The organism is Bacteroidota bacterium, from assembly GCA_016722565.1.
Classification (GTDB): Bacteria; Bacteroidota; Bacteroidia; order 2-12-FULL-35-15; family 2-12-FULL-35-15; genus 2-12-FULL-35-15.
Genome location: JADKIU010000001.1, coordinates 718477 through 737175, shown reverse-complemented (window position 1 = coordinate 737175; position 18699 = coordinate 718477). Strand labels below are relative to the sequence as shown.

The following is an 18699-nucleotide window of genomic DNA, read 5'->3' as shown; positions in this document are numbered from 1 at the left end:
AATTTACATAAAATACCAAACCTTTTACTAACGAATTTAAGGGCAGGATATTGCATATTCAAGCATATTAGTTCAGTATATTTGTATAAATTCCATTTGTGGCAAAAACCAGTTTTATATACCAAAATATCCATTATTACCGGTTTGTGATGTCGTTGCTTTACAAAGGCAATTATTACAAGCGTTTCAAGCCGGTTGCGGATCAAATTTCCGGGAAAAGAGTAACAGAAATTTGCTTTGGGGATGTTGTTATTGCAGAATACTGCAAAAGCAAATCCATTGAGTGGACGGGCATCGATATCAATAACGCATTTGTAAAAAATGCTCAAAAACAAGGGCTAAATGCTCAAAAACGTGATATTCTTGACCTAAATGAGCTTCCTATAGCTGACACGTGTATCATTTGTGGTTCGTTATATCATTTTAACAATCAACTAGAGAGTTTATTTGTAAAGATGTTGGCTTGTGCACCTATAATAATTATTTCCGAACCCATTAATAATCTGTCTACCAATAAAGGAATAATTGGTAAATTGGCAAAAGCTTCGGCAAATGTGAATGGCAAAAAACACGATTTTCGCTTTACACAAGAATCGTTACTGCTCGCATTAACAGAATTAAGTACTAAATTGAAGTTTGAATTTTCGATTGTCAGCCAACTAAACAAAGACATCATCATTGTCATTAAAAAATGAAAGAATTAGAAATCAGCATCGTTATTCCTGTTTACAACAGCTCTTCAATTATTGAAGAGTTGCAAAAACAAATTGCACAGGCGATGGATGTTTCTTTCGAAATTATTTTTGTGAACGACTGCAGCAAAGATGACAGCTGGAAAAAAATTGTTGCACTAAGCAAACAATTTCCAAACATCACAGGAATACACCTTCGAAAAAATAGCGGACAAGACAATGCGTTACTAGCCGGACTAAGAATGGCAAAAGGGAACTACTGTGTAATTATGGATGATGATTTACAACACAATCCAAAAGACATTATTTCTTTATATAACGAATGTAAAAAAGGATTTGATGTGTGTTACGCCAACTTCAATTCTTTAAAACAAACAGCTGTTAAAAATATCGGCAGTTCCACTAACGGTTGGATGGCTGAACTTCTGGTTTCAAAACCCAAAGGAATATATCTATCTCCGTTTAAAATAATCAACAAGTCTACTGTTGCCGAAATTGCAAAATTTGCAGGTCCATATCCGTATATCGATGGAATCATTTTAACCATCACTCAAAATTTAAGTCAGGTTGCAGTTGAACACCAAACCCGATTCAGTGGCAAGAGCAATTACACGCTTTCAAAATCAGTTTCTGTTTTTATGAAATTGTTTACTGGATTTTCTGTTCTTCCACTCCGACTTGCCACCATAACGGGATGTATTGCAACATTAGTTGGATTTATTCTTTTAATTAAATACCTCTATGATTATTTTATTGCCAAAAATTTTATTGAAGGCTGGACCACTGTCGTTGTGCTCATTATCCTTTTTGGAGGATTGATTTTAATAACACTTGGAATCATTGGCGAGTACATTGGTCGAATGTACCTTACTTTAAATAACAAACCACAATACAGTATTTCTGAAATTGTAAAAAGCGATGACGAACACTAAAATTCTTCTTCCTTTTTTTATTCTCCTCACACTCCTGACTATTTTTAGTTTTAATATTCCTTTTTTTTGGGATAGCACTTTTTTCTCTTCTCTTTCCGTACATTTTTATAACAATGGCTTTGACGGCTTTATTGCTCCTGAAGCGCTCGACACAGGAGGATTTCCATTATACTCAACCTATTTAACATGGATGTGGAAGTGTTTTGGAAAAACACTCATCGTCTCTCATTGTGCAATGTTGCCCTTTATGCTTGGGCTCTTATATGAATTTTTTAAATTATGCAAACGTTATCTGGAGGATAAGGCTATTGTATGGGCGCTAATTCTTTTTTGTATCGAACCCGTTTTTCTAACACAATCGATGTTGATGGGATATGATATTATTATAGCATACTTCTTTTTACTTTCACTAAATGCATTATATAGCAAAAGAAGTATCTTGTTTTCAATTGCCCTGCTCTTGCTTTGTTTAATAAGTATTCGCGGGATCATGCTGGCTTCAGCCCTTTTTATGATTGATAGCATTCAACATAAAAAAATTGATTTTGTTCTCATCCGAAAATACATCCCAACATTTCTTTTTCTCTCATTCTGGGCATACTACCATAATCAGCAAACCGGATGGTTGATTTTTTCTCCATACCGCGAAGACAATGCAGAAGAACTGGCAACAGGTTTTATGATGGTTCGACAATTCATCTACATTCTCTGGAAGATTCTAGACAATGGAAGAATTGCTCTTTGGTTGGTTTTAATGTTCTTTGGATTCGTCTATTTAAAGAAAGGAAAAACGGAAGCTTACCGCGAACTGATGATCAATTTATTTCTGCCATTACTAATGCTAAGCCTTTTTATGATTTTCCTCTTCAATCCAATCGGGCATAAATATTTTCTTGTAGTTTTTATTCTGTTGAACATTGCAGTTGTTTATTTAATTCAACAGATTATTGCAAAAAAATCAAGAATCATTTTATATACACTCCTTTCAGTTTGTCTACTTGCTGGAAATTTTATCATTTACCCGCAGCGGTATGGAAATGCTTGGGATTCTTCTTTAAAGGTAATCTCTTATTTTCCATTAGAGCATAAAATGAGAACATACATTAAGATAAAACAGATAGCTCCAGAAACCATTGGCACCCAGTTTCCGTTAACAAATAACTTTCATAGCTCTACGCTCGCGGATACTCCGGATGTTCCTTATTTGGATATTGAAACAAACCCCATCAACAGCTTTCACTATTTTTTATACAGCAATATCATCAATTCAGGAAGAATAGATGACCTTGAAAACGTGAAAAAAAATTGGGTTGTAGCGAAAGAATATAAGAGTGGAATGATTGAACTTATTCTGTATAAGAATCCGAATTTTTAGCTCGTTTTAGTTTACCCAGCAGTTTTACTTGATTAATTGAAAGCAAACAGATGGTAAATAAAAATGGCAAAGCCGTTACTTTATAACGGACCATTGCACCAACCACCGGGCTTGTTAATCCAATCATAGCATATTGTAACAAAGCAAACAAAAGGCAAAACAAGAACACTTCTTTTTGTAGCAGCACTTTTTTATCGAAGAATAAAACAGATAGTGTAATTAATAGTAACAGCCACATGTTTTCTATCCAAGAAAACAATTGAAGCATATTTTTTATGTTGAACAAACTCGGTTGCAAAAACACATTTAGGATTGCGAAAGGGATTTGCTTAATTGCACCCCAAAATGTTGGTTCCATTTTAGTTATCGGAAGCACTGTTTTTGCGGGAACAATTCTATACATCATTTTATAAATAGCGGTATCCTTTGAATTGGATACAAACGTGGTGTCTTTCATATTATCCAGCTTCCACGACATATAGGAATTTCCATCGCTGATGGTATAGGTTGAATCGGATTGTGCTATTAAAATTCCTAAATCGTTGTAGGCTAGTCGAACAAAATTTTTATCGTTCACTAAAAAAATCCCTCCGCTTGCTTCGCTGATGGCCTTCGATTGTTTATCAGCAATTAATTGATAATAATTGGTTCGATGACTGATTTTAGAGAACAAATGAAAGCCAACGCCAAGTATTGCAAAACATAAAATATATTTAATGATGTAGCGCTTACTTCCCGTTCGAGTGATTAAAAAATGAATAAGCAGCAAAGGAAACAAACAAGCGAGAATGTATATTTTCAAGAAAAACAGAGACAGAAAAAGCAACAAAAGGATTCCAGCTGCTTTAAGCGTATATGATTTTTTTAATCCGAAATCACTTATAAAAACCAGTAATCCGACACAAAGGATTGCAACCGCTTCTTTATAAATTCCGGATGTCCAGAATAAGACCGATGGAACGAGAAAAATGCTAAAAATCAATATTCTTTTTCGATCCGGAAAGTGGTAATGAAATGCCCGAAAGATCGCAGCTAAACCGATAAAAGAAAAGAAGCAGAAGAAAAGAATGTGAACATGAGGGTTATTGAACGAAAGAAAGCGAATAAAAAAATTGATGACAATTATAATTCTGGAATTATTGTAAAAGCTATCATCAAAATTGGAGTTCCATCCGGTAATTGGAGCAGCAGATGTGTTTCCGGCAAACTGATCAAACACATTTTTACTACCTTCGAGGTAAAGATAAAAATCGGATTGCGGATAATAATAGGTATAGATGTAATATCCTGCAATGCCTACAAATGCTTTCAAGAGAAACAATCCTATCCACTGCACTTTCAAAAGGGCATCTGAAGCAAATAGCTTCATTTTAGCGATTAAAAAAATGAAGATGGCAGTATACGTAAGCGGTAATAGGAATTGCATGTGCTAAAGGTAAGGAAAAAGTAACTAGTCCGAAGGACTACTATGGAGGTGACTAGGTAACTAGGTGACTAAGTGACTAGGTGACTAGGTGATAAAGTGATAGAGTTATAAGGCGATAGGAGGATTGGGTGATGGCACTCATTGAATTATTTTTAGTATTTTCGCAGTAATGAACATCAAAAAACATATCCCAAATGCGATTACTTGTGGCAACTTATTTTGTGGCTGCTTAGCAATTGTTGCTGCCTTCAAAGGAAACTTGGTTATGTCAGCTTATTTAGTTGGAATTGCAGCCGTATTAGACTTTTTCGATGGTTTTGTTGCTCGTTTATTAAAAGTAGGCGGAGAATTAGGGAAACAATTGGATTCATTGGCCGATATGGTAACGTTTGGTGTAGTTCCCGGAATGGTGATGTATCATCTTATCAAAGAATCATTTCATTATCAAAGTACCCTTTCAATGGCTTATAGCTTTATTCCTTCAAGCTATAATTCAGAGTATTCACAATATGAAATTTATGGGATAATTGGATTTGTAATTACCATATTCTCTTGCCTTCGTTTAGCAAAATTCAATATTGATACACGTCAAACGGATTCTTTTATTGGTGTCCCAACTCCAGCCAATACAATTCTTATATGCTCCCTTCCATTAATCCTTAATCAGATATCCCCCAAAGAACCCTTTACACTATACCCTCCATTATCAGCTTTAGGTCCAGATGTTTTAAGTCCCGAAATAGAGTCATTTCTTATGTGGCAGTCGATTATTATGAACCCTTATTTCCTTGTCGGATTGACACTGCTCATGTCCTACCTCCTTGTCGCTGAACTGCCTTTATTTGCTTTAAAGTTCAAAAACTTCGGATGGGCAGACAATAAGATTCGGTACTCATTTTTGATAATTTCTGTGATTTTGTTAATACTATTTCAGTTCATTGCAATCCCTTTTATTATATTTTTGTACATCGTTTTATCCATCATCAGCAATTTGACGAATAAAACCAAAACCATAGAACATTAAAAATTAAAACAATATGAAATTTAGAGCAGAAATTGATGTGATGCCATTAAAAGCATTATTAGATCCACAAGGAAAAGCAGTAACAGGAAGTATGAAAAACTTAGGTCTTCCTGAAATTGAAAATGTAAGAATCGGGAAACACATCACTTTAGAAATCGAAGCAGCATCAAAAGAAGCAGCTACAACAAAAGTTGACGAAGCTTGTAAAAAATTATTAGCTAATCAAATCATGGAGTTTTATGAATTTGAATTGTTTGAGAATTAATATATTCATTCTATAATTATAAAACCCGTCCAGATAATTCTAGACGGGTTTTTTGTTATAAAAATGAAGCTTACGTTGTTGGCTTAAAAGAAAAAAACTAATCTATAATATCTTGAACCTCATCTAACAAAGAATTGTCATTCTCCGCTTTCTTTCCTCTTAGCTCAAAGTTCTTTCCTAAATATACTCTTCTTACTTGCTCATCACTCGCCAGTTCTTCAGCCGTTCCGGCCTTTAAGATACTTCCTTCAAAAAGCAAATATGCTCGATCGGTAATTTGTAACGTTTCTTGCACATTGTGATCTGTAATTAAAATACCAATATTTTTTTTCTTCAGTTTTGCTACAATACTTTGAATGTCTTCAACGGCAATCGGGTCAACTCCTGCAAATGGCTCATCCAACAAAATAAATTTAGGATCTGCAGCCAAACAACGAGCAATTTCTGTTCTTCTTCTTTCCCCACCGGATAAGCGGTCGCCCAAATTTTTACGAATATGTTGCAAATGAAACTCGTTTAACAATTCTTCCAATTTCAGATTTTGTGCTTCTTTGCTCAACTTTGTCATTTCCAAAATGGAACGAATATTATCTTCTACACTTAACTTTCTGAAAACCGATGCTTCTTGCGCCAAGTAGCCAATTCCCAATTGTGCGCGCTTGTACATTGGTTCATCCGTAATATCTTTATCATCTAAAAATATTTTTCCCTCGTTGGGTTTTATCATCCCCACAATCATATAGAAAGAAGTTGTTTTACCGGCACCATTCGGTCCGAGTAAACCTACAATTTCTCCTTGTTTTACATTCACCGTAACGTTTTTAGCAACGGTTCTGCTTTTGTATTTCTTAACCAGATTATCAGTACGTAAAATCATGTTGATATACTATATTAGAATGTAAACTGCAATGATGCTTTGATACTGAATGGAATTGCTTTAGGATTATCTAAATAAGATAATCGCCAAACGGCATCCACTCTGAAAATTTTAAAAATGTTTTCTATTCCCGTGGTTGCTTCAAAATACGGGCCACGGTTCAATGCATATAAATGTTCAGGGAAAATTAACAAATTTTTATTTTGATCATTCACTCTTCCTATCAGGGCTTTTGCGCCTACTACTTCTCTCCATTTTAATTTACGCATTAAAGGAATACGATTTAAAAAGAACCCGTCAAAGTGATGCGAAATAGTTGCTGATGCATATTCATCACTCACAAATTCGTAATAATTCATAGAGTTGAACGCATACAAATCAAAAATATAGGTTTCATTCCCTCCATGCAATTCGAGCAAAGGATACGGAATTGGATTCCAGGTTTTACCGTAAGATAAAATATAATCGAAGTAGCCGATTGGATTTATGCGGATACGATCATCCACATTGATTGTAAATTTATGGTAGTTGTAGTCGCTATGAAATAAATTTTTAATTCCCATTGTATATTGGGCTTGTACAATTGGGTAATGTGTTCCTAAACTTACACGTGTAAATTCCCCTTCTACGTACTTTTCATTGTAGGCCAAACGCGCCAGCAAACGAATTTCGGAAGTGGTAATGCTCTCTTTAAATGCTGTTTCCGTTGCATTTTTTTGATACTCATAATGAAAATTTGCAAGCGGCATCATCGTTCTGTTATAGAAACTTAGCTTGGTATTAAAACCTGTAAACCATTCACGTTCTACATAAGCGTACACTTGTTTTACGTTCGTCAGATTTCTTAAAGGAGTAATTCGAAAGACGGAAGCAAGAATATTGTCGGTCGTAAATCCATTTTGACTTTGTCCCAAAATCTCATTGTCGTTTTTGTAATACATACCAACCATTGCACGCGGCTTCTTGCTAATGAACGATCGAATACCTAAACTGTATTTGAATTTTTCATCTCGAGTACCATAGGCGACATAGCCACTCAACTCGTACCATTTGCTGAATTGATTGCTGGTTCGTCCACCAAAACGGAAGCGATTTCCTTCAATTTCGTTGGTACTAAACATATTGTAATAGGGACCATATTCAAAATTGCCTTTTACTTTATAGCCTGTAACAAAAATCTGTATGACATCAATCCAAGTTTTATAAACGGGTAACGACTGAAGTGTGTCCACCATTTTATAAATCTGCTTTTCATTTTTAGAAAGCGTATCATGGCGGTGTTCATTCCAAAATTCCTCTGATTTTTTGAAAGCATCTTCGTTTACTTTCAAATTTTCTGTTGCAGAATAAAATTTGTCTTCACGAGGTTGATTGATTTTAAAATTACTATAATCTGCTGTTTTTCTGCCGTACACGCCCATCATGTTCTTTTCCTTTCGCTCAACAGGAAAAGGATTAAAATCGATGACCAAACGTTCTTTTTGCATCATCCAGGCACTATCAATCAATGTATACGTTTGAACAACAGCGGTAGAATTGATAAAATTAATATTCGCATCTTCCGCAATGCTCATTTCAATTTGCTTGATTGCAAAAGAGGTATCAGCTGCCCAAAGATTTCCTACGAAGGCTAATTCCTGCTTTCGCTTTGGCTTAAATTGAAGTTGATAACATTTATGACCATCAATCACCATACTATCTATTAAATAAAATTTATAAAACAACAATGCATTATCAGAAATGGGACTGTTGAAATTTTTCCCAAACACTAAAATGGTATTATCGTAGATGTTTACATTTTGATACATATCACCCATGAACTGTGATACACTCGAATTTTCAAGACCGGTAACTTTACTCGCTTTAATGACTTCGTTGCGTGCTTTGGGGCTTCTGCGGTAATAATAATCCGACAATGCTTCTGTCATGAATACCGGCAAATACGGTTTCTCTTTTGCGTTGCTACTATCGATGTTATCAAAAATAAAGGAGAAGGGTTCCAGCAACTTTTTATTTTTAAAATCTTCGCTTAAGTTGTTTAAATCAAATTCCACTTTATTGTAAACCTCATACTCATAGGCGTCCAATTTCTCTCTGTCGTTTTTATCTTTATTTGCAATGATTTTTCTCAAAATACGATGAGCAGGATTTTCTCCTGGGCGAACTTCAACGGTTATTAAATCGACACCTTGCGTTAATCCAATGTTTAAAATTTGTTCTTGCCCGCGCTTAATGACACGGGTAATTTTGTTGTATCCAACATAGGAAATAGTAATAGAATCAACTTTTTGTAGAAGTTGATAAGGTATAATTTCCTTCGATATCACTAGCTGCTCCAATCGTTGTTCCGGTAAATATGATGTTTACAAATGGTAAGGGTTCACGAGTAATTGCATCCACAATTTTCCCGCTAACTTTGGTTGTTTGAGCAACCAAAGAAGAAGAAAACAACACTAGAAAAAGTAGTGTAGAAATTAAGAAGGTATTTTTTAAAATAGGTTTCAATCAGCTATACTTTATGTAATTCTTCCCAAAACTCGACTGCTCTTCGCGTATGAGGAATAACAATTGTTCCTCCAACAATGTTTGCAACAGCAAATACTTCAAACACTTCTTCGCTACTAACATTATTCTCTTTGCATTTTTCCAGATGGTACTTAATACAATCATCGCACCGTAAAACCATTGAAGCTACCAAACCGAGCATCTCTTTTGTTTTTACAGGCAATGCACCTTCAGCATAGGTGTTCGTATCCAGATTAAACAATCGTTTCAAAACAATATTATCAGCTGCCATGATTTTATCATTCATTTTAGCGCGATAGTCGTTAAATTCTTTTACTGAGGACATAAGTTAATTGGGTTAAATGGGTTAATTGGGTAGATTTAGGTTAAATGGCTTTGGGGGTAAATTAGGGCTGGCCTAATTTCACCAAATTACTTAATCAACCTAATCAACTATTTTCTCTTTCCTTTTCACTACAAAGTAAGAAACAAAGATACTCGCTTCGTACAAGAAATACAAGGGAAATGCAACCAGCAATTGTGAGGTTACGTCTGGGGAAGGGGTGATTATTCCGGCAACGATTAAGATCACCACAACAGCATGTTTGCGGTATTTTCGCATGAATTCCGGGTTAAGGATTCCAAACCTCGTTAAAAAATAAACAAGAATTGGCAATTCGAAAATTAAACCGGTGCAGAGAGTAAGTGTGGTAACCGTAGAAATATAGGAATCCATGGTAAAATTATTCTCGATTTTGTCACTTACCTTATAATTTCCCAAAAAATTTATCATTAATGGTGCTATAACAAAATAGCTGAAACATGTGCCGATAATAAAAAGGAAAGATGCCGAACTTATAAAAAATGTTGATGCTTTTCGTTCTTTCTCTTTTAAAGCGGGCTTAATGAAACGCCAAACTTCCCAAAGAACATATGGAGAACCAAGGATCAATCCTCCAATAAAAGCAATCCACATCTGAGAGGTGAATTGATCGGACAAGCCAATACTTTGAAGATGAAAGGTTGCTTTTCCAAAACACAAATCCTCTCCCAAATTCAGAAAATGACCTAACTTGCAAAATGCACGGTACGTAGGAAAATTCTCTTCCATAGGACCAAAAAGTATTGTGTCAAATAGGAACTCTGGAAAGCAAAAAAGCACTACCGCTATTACAACTACAACGATGGCAGAACGGAACAAATGTCCACGCAAGGCATCAATATGCCCCCAGAAAGACATTTCGCCATTGTTTTTACCTGATTTATTAAAAAGTCCGAATAGTGCCATTTAAAAGCCCAAAGTTAATATTATTTAGCTTGTGTGATTCTTATAAATAGAAAGAAAAATATGTATTTTTGAGTACCTAAACGGCAAATTCGATACTTTTTGATTATGAAGCAGCAACGTACGTTTTACATTTTGGCAGTATTCTCCTTTCTTCTGTTGTTTGGGGCTTACTGGAACCATTTTCATAACCAGTTCCAATTTGATGATGCACATACAATTGTAAACAATAACGCCATCCGAAGCCTCAAAAACATTCCTTCTTTTTTTACCGATGCCCGAACCACCAGCTCCTTGCCTGCCAATCAAATTTACCGTCCAGGGTTAACTACCCTTAATGCTATCGATTACTGGATTGGTGGACATGAAAATCCAGAGCCATTCAACTTTCATGTTTCTATCTTTATTACCTATATACTTCTAGGTATTTTTCTCTATTTTTTATTTCTAAAGTTATTCAACAATAGCTTTGAACATAAATGGAACAATTATTTTGCGTTGTTCGGTGCTACTTTTTATAGTTTACATGCAGCCAATGCCGAAACAGTCAATTATATAATTGCCCGTTCCGATTTATTTTCAACCTTAATGATTATTCTTTCATTGTTGATTTATCTTTACAAACCACAATGGAAAAACAAACTGATTTATTTGATTCCTGTATTGATTGGTTTTTTTGTAAAAGAGCCAACCATCATGATTGCACCGCTCCTATTTATTTATGTAATTCTATTTGTCAAAGATTTACCAATCCCCCAATGGTTTACCCTTAAAGGAATAAAAGAAGGAATTGGCACCTTGTACATCTTATTACCATTATTTGTATTGGCAGTGATTCTTTTTATCGTTTCTAAAGCAATGGCTTCCGACACGTTTGTTCCTGGAGGAGGTTCACGCTTGGAATATATTTTATCACAACCTTTTGTGATTGTGCATTACTTCAACAACTTTTTGTTACCACTTAATTTATCTGCAGACACCGATTGGTTGCCCATTTCCAATATGGCAGATGATAGAGTGATCATCGGAAGTATTTTTATTTTAGGAATGATTTCAGTTGCAATCTACTCCTCTACCAAACGGATTCTCTATCCCATTGCTTTCGGGATTTCATGGTTTCTATTGGCACTTCTTCCAACATCCCTAATTCCGTTATCAGAAGTATTGAACGACCATCGTACATTTTTTCCTTACATTGGATTGGTAATTGCAGTTGCTTGGACGTTGGGCCTAATCGCTATTCGTTTTCAAGAAAGTATTGAAACCAAAGGAACGATTAAATTTATCTTTTTTGCGTTACCGATAGTATTGGTTTCGGCACATGCGTATGGAACGCGACAACGAAATATCGTTTGGAGCTCCGGTGAAACATTGTGGGCTGATGCAGTAAAGAAAAGTCCAAATAATGGACGAGCACTTATGAACTATGGATTGGCATTGATGGGCAAAAATGATCACGCAGGAGCGTTGGATTGTTTTGAACGTGCATTAAAAATTTTACCAAACTACTCGTATTTATATGTTAACATGGGCGTTTTAAAAAGCGCTATGGGTAAGCCTGTTGAAGCAGAAGCCAATTTCAAACAAGCACAATATTTAAATCCGGGCAATCCCGAATGTTATTATTTTTATTCTAATTGGTTACGATCACAAGGGCGATTTAAAGAAGCGCTTGAACAAGCAACACAAGGGTTAAAAGTAAGTCCGGGGCATGCAGGAAACCAATTACTCTGCAACGAATTGATGGCAATGGCAGCAAACGAGGACAACCAATTGCAAATAGCAGAACAAACAGCAAAAGAAAAACCAAGTGTAGACAATTACATAGCGTTGAGTTTGGTCTATTACCAAAAACACAACTATGAAAAATGCATCGAAGTAGCAAAGGAAGCGATTAAACTAAAAGCTGATTGTATTGAAGCATACAATAACATTTGTTCTGCACAAAATATTTTAGGAAATTATGATGAAGCGATAAAAGCAGGTGAACAAGCATTAAAGATTGACCCCAACTATCAATTGGCAAAGAATAATTTGGCAGATGGGTTGGCCAGAAAAGAAAAAGAGAATATGGCACTGGAGCTTGTAAAAAAAGAACCATCGGAGGCCAACTACATGAACTTGAGTTTGGTGTATTATAATTTAGGGCGTTTTCAAAAATGTGCAGATGCAGCAGAATTGGCAATAAAAATAAATCCAAACTCTGACAGTGGATACAACAACATATGCTCCGCTTATAACATGTTGGAACTTTGGGATAAAGCGATTGAAGCCGGAGAAAAGGGATTAAAGATTAATCCAAACAACCAACTACTCAAAAACAATTTAGAAGTTTCTAAAAAAGGAAAAGCCGGGAATTAATCATACGAATGAAACTGCTTTGTTTTTACATTATAACATCGAGTAAAACCGCGAAAAGTGTTAAACTTAATATAGCAAGTTGAATCACTCCTCAATTGTGGCCCTAAATAAAATATAGAGCCTACAGCAGCGAATCTAGGAGAATCATTAAAAAAATCGCCCTCTAAATTTTCAGGAAAATTTCCGTTCTCCAATAGATACCTTTCAACATCTTCTCCTAAAACGATTGCTTGTTCGTCAGCTTTCTTTCTAAGATAATCTTCACTAGAATAAGACAATAAGTGAAATGATGCAAACAAAAGAATAGACGTTAGCGCATATAATTTTAATCTTGTTTTTCGAAACAAATCAATTAAGAAAGCAATAATAAACCCTAAGGTAAGCATCGAATAGAAACCTTTGGTCAATATATCTCCCATCATCCAAGAGAAAGAAATACCATGCACCAAAACAATTAAGAATGGTGAAAGTAACAACCCAAAAATAATTAGTAGTTTGAAATTAGGTCTTACAATCTTTTCTAATAGTTGGTTCACCAAAAAGTACTTTTTAATGCTTTTTTCGAATGACGATTATATGATGTAAAGCAAAAATTGAATTAAAAGGAATAAACATAAATTCAAAAAGCTTTATTACTGGCGAGAAGAAAGAAGGAAGAATTTGTCTGAAATTTAATCCGCCTGACAACACATAACGCATATAATTATTCAACGGCTTCTGGATAACAATTTCCAACCGTGGATACATAGCTTCAAACTTTGCTTTGTCGCGTTTAAAAACGATGTATGAAAGTGCCTGATTTGCGCCATTCATAAAACCAAGCGATTCGTTTACCCACTCTTTTTGATTCATGTCAAACGTCTCGGTATCAAATATTTTTTTGTAAAAACGTTTGGCAACGGTTCCATAATATGGATCAATCAAAACACAACCACAACCTCTGTCTAACACCCTTTCCAATTCCTTAAAAAATAAATTCGGATTTGGAAAATGATGAAAACAATTGATGCCGTAGATAGCTCGTACACTGTTATTTTCAAAAGGCATGTTCTGAGCATCCACCACCATATCCAAATTATCAGCTTTCTTGATGTCTGTTGAAATAATCTCTGGATACAATTTTTTAAAGAAACTCACACCAGCACCAATCTCAACACGTTTAGAATGAGTTTGCATAAAGTATTTATTATCCAAGTCGATACATGTATCATAAAACTCAGCAAAAACTTCACGCATCATTGGCTTTTCGTACAAGACCTTGCTATGAATCTGCAACATTTCTTCACTATCAGGATCAACGCCAATCAAGCGAGGCTCTTGCAACCAGGTTCGTATTTTTTTAAATAAACTCATTAGTAAGCATCAAAGTCAAACGCGTTAAAAATAACTTTTTTGTATTCCAATTTCCTATTCAGTTTTGTTAAATCTTTAAAGATAAAATTTAATGGAGACGGCCGCATACGTTTAGGAACATTAAAATACATGGCTTTACTCCAGTTGATCGCTGCGTTGATTCCAATCCAAAGTGTGATGGGACGAAAACCAAGATTAATAGCATTGTCTTTTACAGAAAAAGCTTTTGTCTCCAGCAACATTGCTTCTATTCCAGTCTTATCCGTTGGTGCATAAATCAAACCATCTTTTATTTTATACTTGATTGCCGGATTTTTCAACTTCCAATCGAGCATTTCTTTGTTCCATTGTTTCAAAAATTGCACTTCTCTATCACTTTCTGAAACAGAAATTTTTCCAAAACCAAGTTTAGCTTCCAAAGCACCTACTAACTGAAAGCCCAATTTATTTATAAAACCAGGCGTACTGTTAGCGTTGGCAACACCAGCAACAAAACCAAATCCTTTCTCTGCCGCAAGGGTATAAGTAAGGCCTGCCAAAGAAGTGAACAACTTCTTTCCTTGATGGTCCGGATGTGTCGCAGTATTTAGAGAAAGTACGCCTCTCTCTTCCTTGCCAAACAATATTGCTTTCATAGGAATAGTCGCATAATGTGCAACCAAAACTCCATTTTGATAAGCATTATAGCCTACAACGGTTCCATCCGGATTATCTTTGTATTGCCATTTTAAAAATGCCTCTGAATATTTTTTTGCTTCCGGAAAAACAAAACGCAACAATCCGGCAATTTCTTTGATTGCTTTATCATCCGTCTTTACAGGTGAAAATTCGTAGCTCATTCTATCAATACAGCTTTTATGCTTTCAGAATAGTTTTTCAAAGTGATTTCCAATTTTTCCAAATCACGCTTTGTCTCAAATTTAATCAAATGTTTTAAGCCCAATACACTTTCTGAAGAAACAGGAAGTTTCAACCCAATTATTTCAGCCATTTTACAGATAAAATAGAACAGCGGAAGTGGAAAAGGAATAAACCGAATTTTTTGATCCAGTTGCTTCGCAATTTCCTGGTAAAAGACTTTCATCGTAATAGCATCCGGCTCTGCAACATGATACAATCCTACTTTTTCTCTTTCAAATGCATACTCTACAATCAAACATAAATCATCCACATGAATTGTTTGAACAGGTTGCACTCCTCCCCCAATCAGCGGGAGAATAGAGGATCGATTAATTGTATTAATTAATTCGGCAGCCAATCCTTTTTTACCAATAACCAATCCCGGTTTTAAAATCACATCCTTTGATAAGTCAAATAATTTCTCACACGTCAATTTGGTTTTACCATAATGTGATTCCGCATCCTTGTGAGCCGAAAAGGATGAAAGAAATAACGGTTTAATATTTTTTCTGCGACAAACTTCTACAATCTTTTTTGTTCCGGAGACATTTATTTCATCCGAATTTTTATTTTGATCAAAGCGGAGATAGGCGCAATGAACTAAATAATCAACTGAATCAAAAACAGATTCATCCGGCATCAATTCCAAATCATACACAACATATTCTACATCCCTAACCACTTCTTTCGGAAGCGTTCGCACAAATGCTTTCACTCTCCAGCCATTTTCAAAAAAATAATGCACCAGATGTTCTCCGATAAATCCACTCGCTCCGGTGATGATGATACTAGGCTTAATCATTTTTTAAAACATTTTTAGCAACAGTATATGCATTTGCCATCAGCGTTAATGTCAATCCTTTTGCGGGCAAATATTTAAATCCTGATCCGTCAGCAACAAAAACATTTTTTGTTCCTGCTAATTTTCCATTTGAATGAATGGTAAACAAATCACCGCTTTCATCGAACGGCAAAGTTCCAGCATAATGAATACTCCCTCCATGTGGTGTATAAACAGTTTTCAACGGTTGACAACCCAAAGTTTTTAGTGCAGATTTTATTTTTTGTTCCCGTTTTTCATTTATATGAATTTCTTGTTCGGATAAAACATATTGTCCTGTTAAGATATCACCGGTTAGGGTATTCGTATTTTGTTGCATCCGAATGAACTTTGTTGCAGAACCTTTTTCTGGATGATGAATTCCTGCAATTGTAAAAGAAGATTGCAAATAATGCATAATGATGCGTGCATCCGCATAATTTAAAGGCGTTTCCTTTATCAGCTTAAACAACAACAATGAACGATAACTAAACAATGCGGCCATCCCCACATCAAAATTATCGTTTTTCTCATCCAAATACATTACTAACTGCCCTAAGCTGGTTTTCTTTTGTTCGATTTCTTTCCCTAACATTCTCCATTGTAAACAAGGAATATAGCAATAAGGATTACAGATCACGGGCAACTGCTCCTTCTTATAATCAAATGAACGGATAAGGATTCTTGCAGTCCCTAAAACTCCCGGAGCTAAAATTAATTTCTTGCAGGTGAAAACTTGTTCTTCATTTGTATCCGTTCTTCTAACAATTACATCCACTCCCGCAGCATGTTCCTTAAACTTTAACACTAAACAATTTTTATGGTATGTAAAATTGGATTTATCTTTCAACTGATCAATTGTTATCCAAGAACGGTAAGCCGATTTATCTTTGTCGCTCCAAAAATCCATATCCTTATACTGAACTGCGGAACGATTTTCTTTTGCCTTGGTAAGCAAAGCCAATGCTGATCGACCGAGGAATACACCCTCTCTATTCAGACTGTCTTTTTGTTTGTTATAAGAAGAAAAAAGGCCTTTTAGATTTGCCTCTAAGTCTGAAGCTGGTTGAATATTCTGAAGGTTTTTTAAACTATATGGTGCACCATCATCATTCTCTCCTGAAATTCCAATCAGATTGCCCACTGCTTGGTAAGCAACATCCATGTGAGAATCATTTAATCCAATGGCATTCAGTTCGGGTTTTGAAAAAGCATAACAGCCTAATCCCCAGCCGCCACCTAATCCACCTTTGGCCATACTTTCCATTGGCTTAAATGTATCCGATTCAAATGGAATAAATTTTTCTGTGAGTTGTGTTAAAAAACTTCTCGGTGGAGTTAATTGCGACCCTACTTTCGTTGCTTCCCAAGGAATACCCTCAAATTGTTTTCCTAAAAAATAATTGTGTTGATTTTTATCATCTTTACGAATGGAAATAAAATCTTTATTCGGAATTAATTCTTTGTAGTTTTCATCTTCTATACCAACATCGAGCACTGCAACATTCACACCCGCTTCCACCAACGAATTGGCAGCAATGGCACCTGTTGCTCCTGAACCAACAACGATATAGTCGTAGCTTAATTCCATTTTCGTTTAATAGAGTTGACGATAAACATTCCGATTGTTGCTCGAAAAACAGCGCGTATTCCTACCAATCCAATCTTAATAATATAGAAAGGTGAAAAATTACGAGATAAAAAATAGGTTGTATAATTGGGTGATGCTTCCAGAATTGCCAGCATCGTAAATAATTTTCTTCGGACATTATTATTGGGTTCTTTCAAAGCCAAAGCTGCATCAATGCATGCCATACGACTTTTGCTTTTTAGCATGGATTTCCAAAGCGATTGTTCATAGTTAGACAACGTGATATTTAATTTTTGCATTGCATCGGCATAGGTATTCTTTTCAGAATGCTGAACATGAATGCCCAACAAATAATAACCTATTCGCTCCGCTTCAAAAATATAAGTCTGCTTATCTTCCATTTATGTTTTGAGCATATTCTTTATACGTAATAATTTTACAATCGAATGTTTCCATGATTTTTTCTAAACGATCAAACATGTTTTTACGATTATAATACATGAGTTTATTATAAAACCAACTATCCTGAATCCCAGGATGCATGAACGACTCCTGTTCTGTATCGCTGTCATAAGGATGAAAATAACTGGTGACAGCTAATCCTTTAGAAAAATGATTTTCAAATCCTTTTTTTAATCATTGGCATGGGTAATACTCTAAAATAAACTCCACCGGCAAATGGAACATTCAAAAAACGAGCGCCTCTAACACTTACAGGAATCTCCAATAGTTTTTCAGTCATCATTCGTGGTACTTCTCCGAATCCTTCCCATCCGAACAAAGGATTCTTTGCCGGGAGTACTGAACTGGAGTAGGTAAAACCCAACTCGGCCAATACTTCAAAAGCCCATTCAGTGTCTTTAGTAAGCGAGTAAATAGGAGCACGATAACCAACAATCTTTTCAGCACCAGCGTTGTTTAGATTTTCTAGATTTTTCAACAAATCCATCTTAAAAGCTTCTTTAGTTTGCTGCGTAACAGGAATGTGCGTATTCGAATGGCAAGCAATCTCATGTCCTTCAGAAAGAATTGTTTTTATCAAACCCGGGTAATGTTCAGGAATATCACCAACCGTAAAAAAGGTAGCTTTTGATTGGTATTTATTTAAAAAGCGCAGATAGTGTTCAACCATGAGATCAACTCTAGGCTTATAGTTTAATCCATCTTCCATTCGCAAACGAACGTCTTCCAAATCGACACTAAACAAAAAAATATTTTTAGCGGTGTTCGCCATTCTACTATCGCTTAATTTTTGTTATTTTGCTTAAAATTAACGACAAATTACGGAAATTT

19 protein-coding genes are annotated in these 18699 nt (G+C 35.3%); 6 read left to right on the top strand and 13 right to left on the bottom strand.

The genetic code is table 11. The features are described 5' to 3' along the window. Window positions 1-98: 98 nt before the first annotated feature. From IPP64_02985 to IPP64_02975, 3 genes are read left to right on the top strand one after another with little or no spacing between them, the layout of a single operon-like run. Window positions 99-695 carry a hypothetical protein gene (locus tag IPP64_02985; GenBank protein ID MBL0328392.1) on the top strand — a complete coding sequence of 199 codons (597 nt, stop codon included), beginning with the start codon at window positions 99-101 and terminating at the stop codon, window positions 693-695. Continuing rightward, the gene (locus tag IPP64_02980) at window positions 692-1624 is read left to right on the top strand and encodes a glycosyltransferase family 2 protein (protein ID MBL0328391.1); all 933 of its coding nucleotides are present in this window, start codon (window positions 692-694) and stop codon (window positions 1622-1624) included. Before IPP64_02985 ends, IPP64_02980 begins: the two co-directional genes overlap by 4 nt. Beyond that, on the top strand, window positions 1611-2999 hold the full coding sequence (locus IPP64_02975; GenBank protein MBL0328390.1) for a hypothetical protein: 1389 nt from the start codon (window positions 1611-1613) through the stop codon (window positions 2997-2999). The genes IPP64_02980 and IPP64_02975 overlap by 14 nt, the downstream gene beginning before the upstream one ends. Here IPP64_02975 and IPP64_02970 read toward each other — a convergent pair. Next, window positions 2971-4425 carry a hypothetical protein gene (locus tag IPP64_02970; protein MBL0328389.1) on the bottom strand — a complete coding sequence of 485 codons (1455 nt, stop codon included), beginning with the start codon at window positions 4423-4425 and terminating at the stop codon, window positions 2971-2973. The two genes, IPP64_02975 and IPP64_02970, sit on opposite strands and share 29 nt — an antisense overlap. A 169-nt stretch (window positions 4426-4594) precedes the next feature. On the opposite strand from IPP64_02970, the gene IPP64_02965 reads away from it, so the two are divergent. Both IPP64_02965 and purS read left to right on the top strand, forming a co-directional pair. Then, the gene (locus IPP64_02965; GenBank protein MBL0328388.1) at window positions 4595-5449 is read left to right on the top strand and encodes a CDP-alcohol phosphatidyltransferase family protein; all 855 of its coding nucleotides are present in this window, start codon (window positions 4595-4597) and stop codon (window positions 5447-5449) included. A gap of 13 nt (window positions 5450-5462) precedes the next feature. Then, entirely contained in the window at window positions 5463-5714 is a 252-nt protein-coding gene (purS, locus tag IPP64_02960) for a phosphoribosylformylglycinamidine synthase subunit PurS (protein MBL0328387.1), read from the top strand. 97 nt (window positions 5715-5811) lie between these two features. On the opposite strand, the gene lptB is transcribed toward purS, so the two are convergent. The 5 genes from lptB to tatC all read right to left on the bottom strand — a co-directional run bounded on the left by lptB (window position 5812) and on the right by tatC (window position 10384). Continuing rightward, the gene (gene lptB, locus IPP64_02955; protein ID MBL0328386.1) at window positions 5812-6591 is read right to left on the bottom strand and encodes an LPS export ABC transporter ATP-binding protein; all 780 of its coding nucleotides are present in this window, start codon (window positions 6589-6591) and stop codon (window positions 5812-5814) included. A gap of 14 nt (window positions 6592-6605) precedes the next feature. Next, entirely contained in the window at window positions 6606-8918 is a 2313-nt protein-coding gene (locus tag IPP64_02950; GenBank protein MBL0328385.1) for a hypothetical protein, read from the bottom strand. After that, window positions 8872-9096 carry a carboxypeptidase-like regulatory domain-containing protein gene (locus tag IPP64_02945; GenBank protein ID MBL0328384.1) on the bottom strand — a complete coding sequence of 75 codons (225 nt, stop codon included), beginning with the start codon at window positions 9094-9096 and terminating at the stop codon, window positions 8872-8874. Before IPP64_02945 ends, IPP64_02950 begins: the two co-directional genes overlap by 47 nt. A 4-nt stretch (window positions 9097-9100) precedes the next feature. Continuing rightward, entirely contained in the window at window positions 9101-9442 is a 342-nt protein-coding gene (locus tag IPP64_02940) for a carboxymuconolactone decarboxylase family protein (protein ID MBL0328383.1), read from the bottom strand. A 99-nt stretch (window positions 9443-9541) separates the two neighbouring features. Then, window positions 9542-10384 carry a twin-arginine translocase subunit TatC gene (gene tatC, locus IPP64_02935; protein ID MBL0328382.1) on the bottom strand — a complete coding sequence of 281 codons (843 nt, stop codon included), beginning with the start codon at window positions 10382-10384 and terminating at the stop codon, window positions 9542-9544. A gap of 105 nt (window positions 10385-10489) precedes the next feature. Between tatC and IPP64_02930 the strand changes: the two genes are divergently transcribed. Further along, window positions 10490-12742, top strand: coding sequence for a tetratricopeptide repeat protein (locus tag IPP64_02930; protein MBL0328381.1), 2253 nt, complete (start codon window positions 10490-10492; stop codon window positions 12740-12742). On the opposite strand, the gene IPP64_02925 is transcribed toward IPP64_02930, so the two are convergent. The 7 genes from IPP64_02925 to IPP64_02895 form a co-directional block, all read right to left on the bottom strand. After that, the gene (locus IPP64_02925) at window positions 12739-13278 is read right to left on the bottom strand and encodes a hypothetical protein (GenBank protein MBL0328380.1); all 540 of its coding nucleotides are present in this window, start codon (window positions 13276-13278) and stop codon (window positions 12739-12741) included. The two genes, IPP64_02930 and IPP64_02925, sit on opposite strands and share 4 nt — an antisense overlap. 13 nt (window positions 13279-13291) lie before the next feature. Further along, window positions 13292-14095 carry a class I SAM-dependent methyltransferase gene (locus IPP64_02920; protein MBL0328379.1) on the bottom strand — a complete coding sequence of 268 codons (804 nt, stop codon included), beginning with the start codon at window positions 14093-14095 and terminating at the stop codon, window positions 13292-13294. Then, on the bottom strand, window positions 14095-14934 hold the full coding sequence (locus IPP64_02915) for a GNAT family N-acetyltransferase (GenBank protein MBL0328378.1): 840 nt from the start codon (window positions 14932-14934) through the stop codon (window positions 14095-14097). Before IPP64_02915 ends, IPP64_02920 begins: the two co-directional genes overlap by 1 nt. Further along, a complete protein-coding gene (locus IPP64_02910; GenBank protein ID MBL0328377.1) occupies window positions 14931-15797 on the bottom strand; it encodes an NAD(P)-dependent oxidoreductase in 867 nt (288 codons plus the stop codon). Before IPP64_02910 ends, IPP64_02915 begins: the two co-directional genes overlap by 4 nt. Beyond that, window positions 15790-17406: a hypothetical protein gene (locus tag IPP64_02905; GenBank protein ID MBL0328376.1), complete on the bottom strand. Its 1617-nt coding sequence runs from the start codon at window positions 17404-17406 to the stop codon at window positions 15790-15792. Before IPP64_02905 ends, IPP64_02910 begins: the two co-directional genes overlap by 8 nt. Next, on the bottom strand, window positions 17397-17807 hold the full coding sequence (locus IPP64_02900; protein MBL0328375.1) for a hypothetical protein: 411 nt from the start codon (window positions 17805-17807) through the stop codon (window positions 17397-17399). The genes IPP64_02905 and IPP64_02900 overlap by 10 nt, the downstream gene beginning before the upstream one ends. A 218-nt stretch (window positions 17808-18025) precedes the next feature. Continuing rightward, window positions 18026-18640 carry a polysaccharide deacetylase family protein gene (locus IPP64_02895; GenBank protein MBL0328374.1) on the bottom strand — a complete coding sequence of 205 codons (615 nt, stop codon included), beginning with the start codon at window positions 18638-18640 and terminating at the stop codon, window positions 18026-18028. Window positions 18641-18699 lie beyond the last annotated feature (59 nt).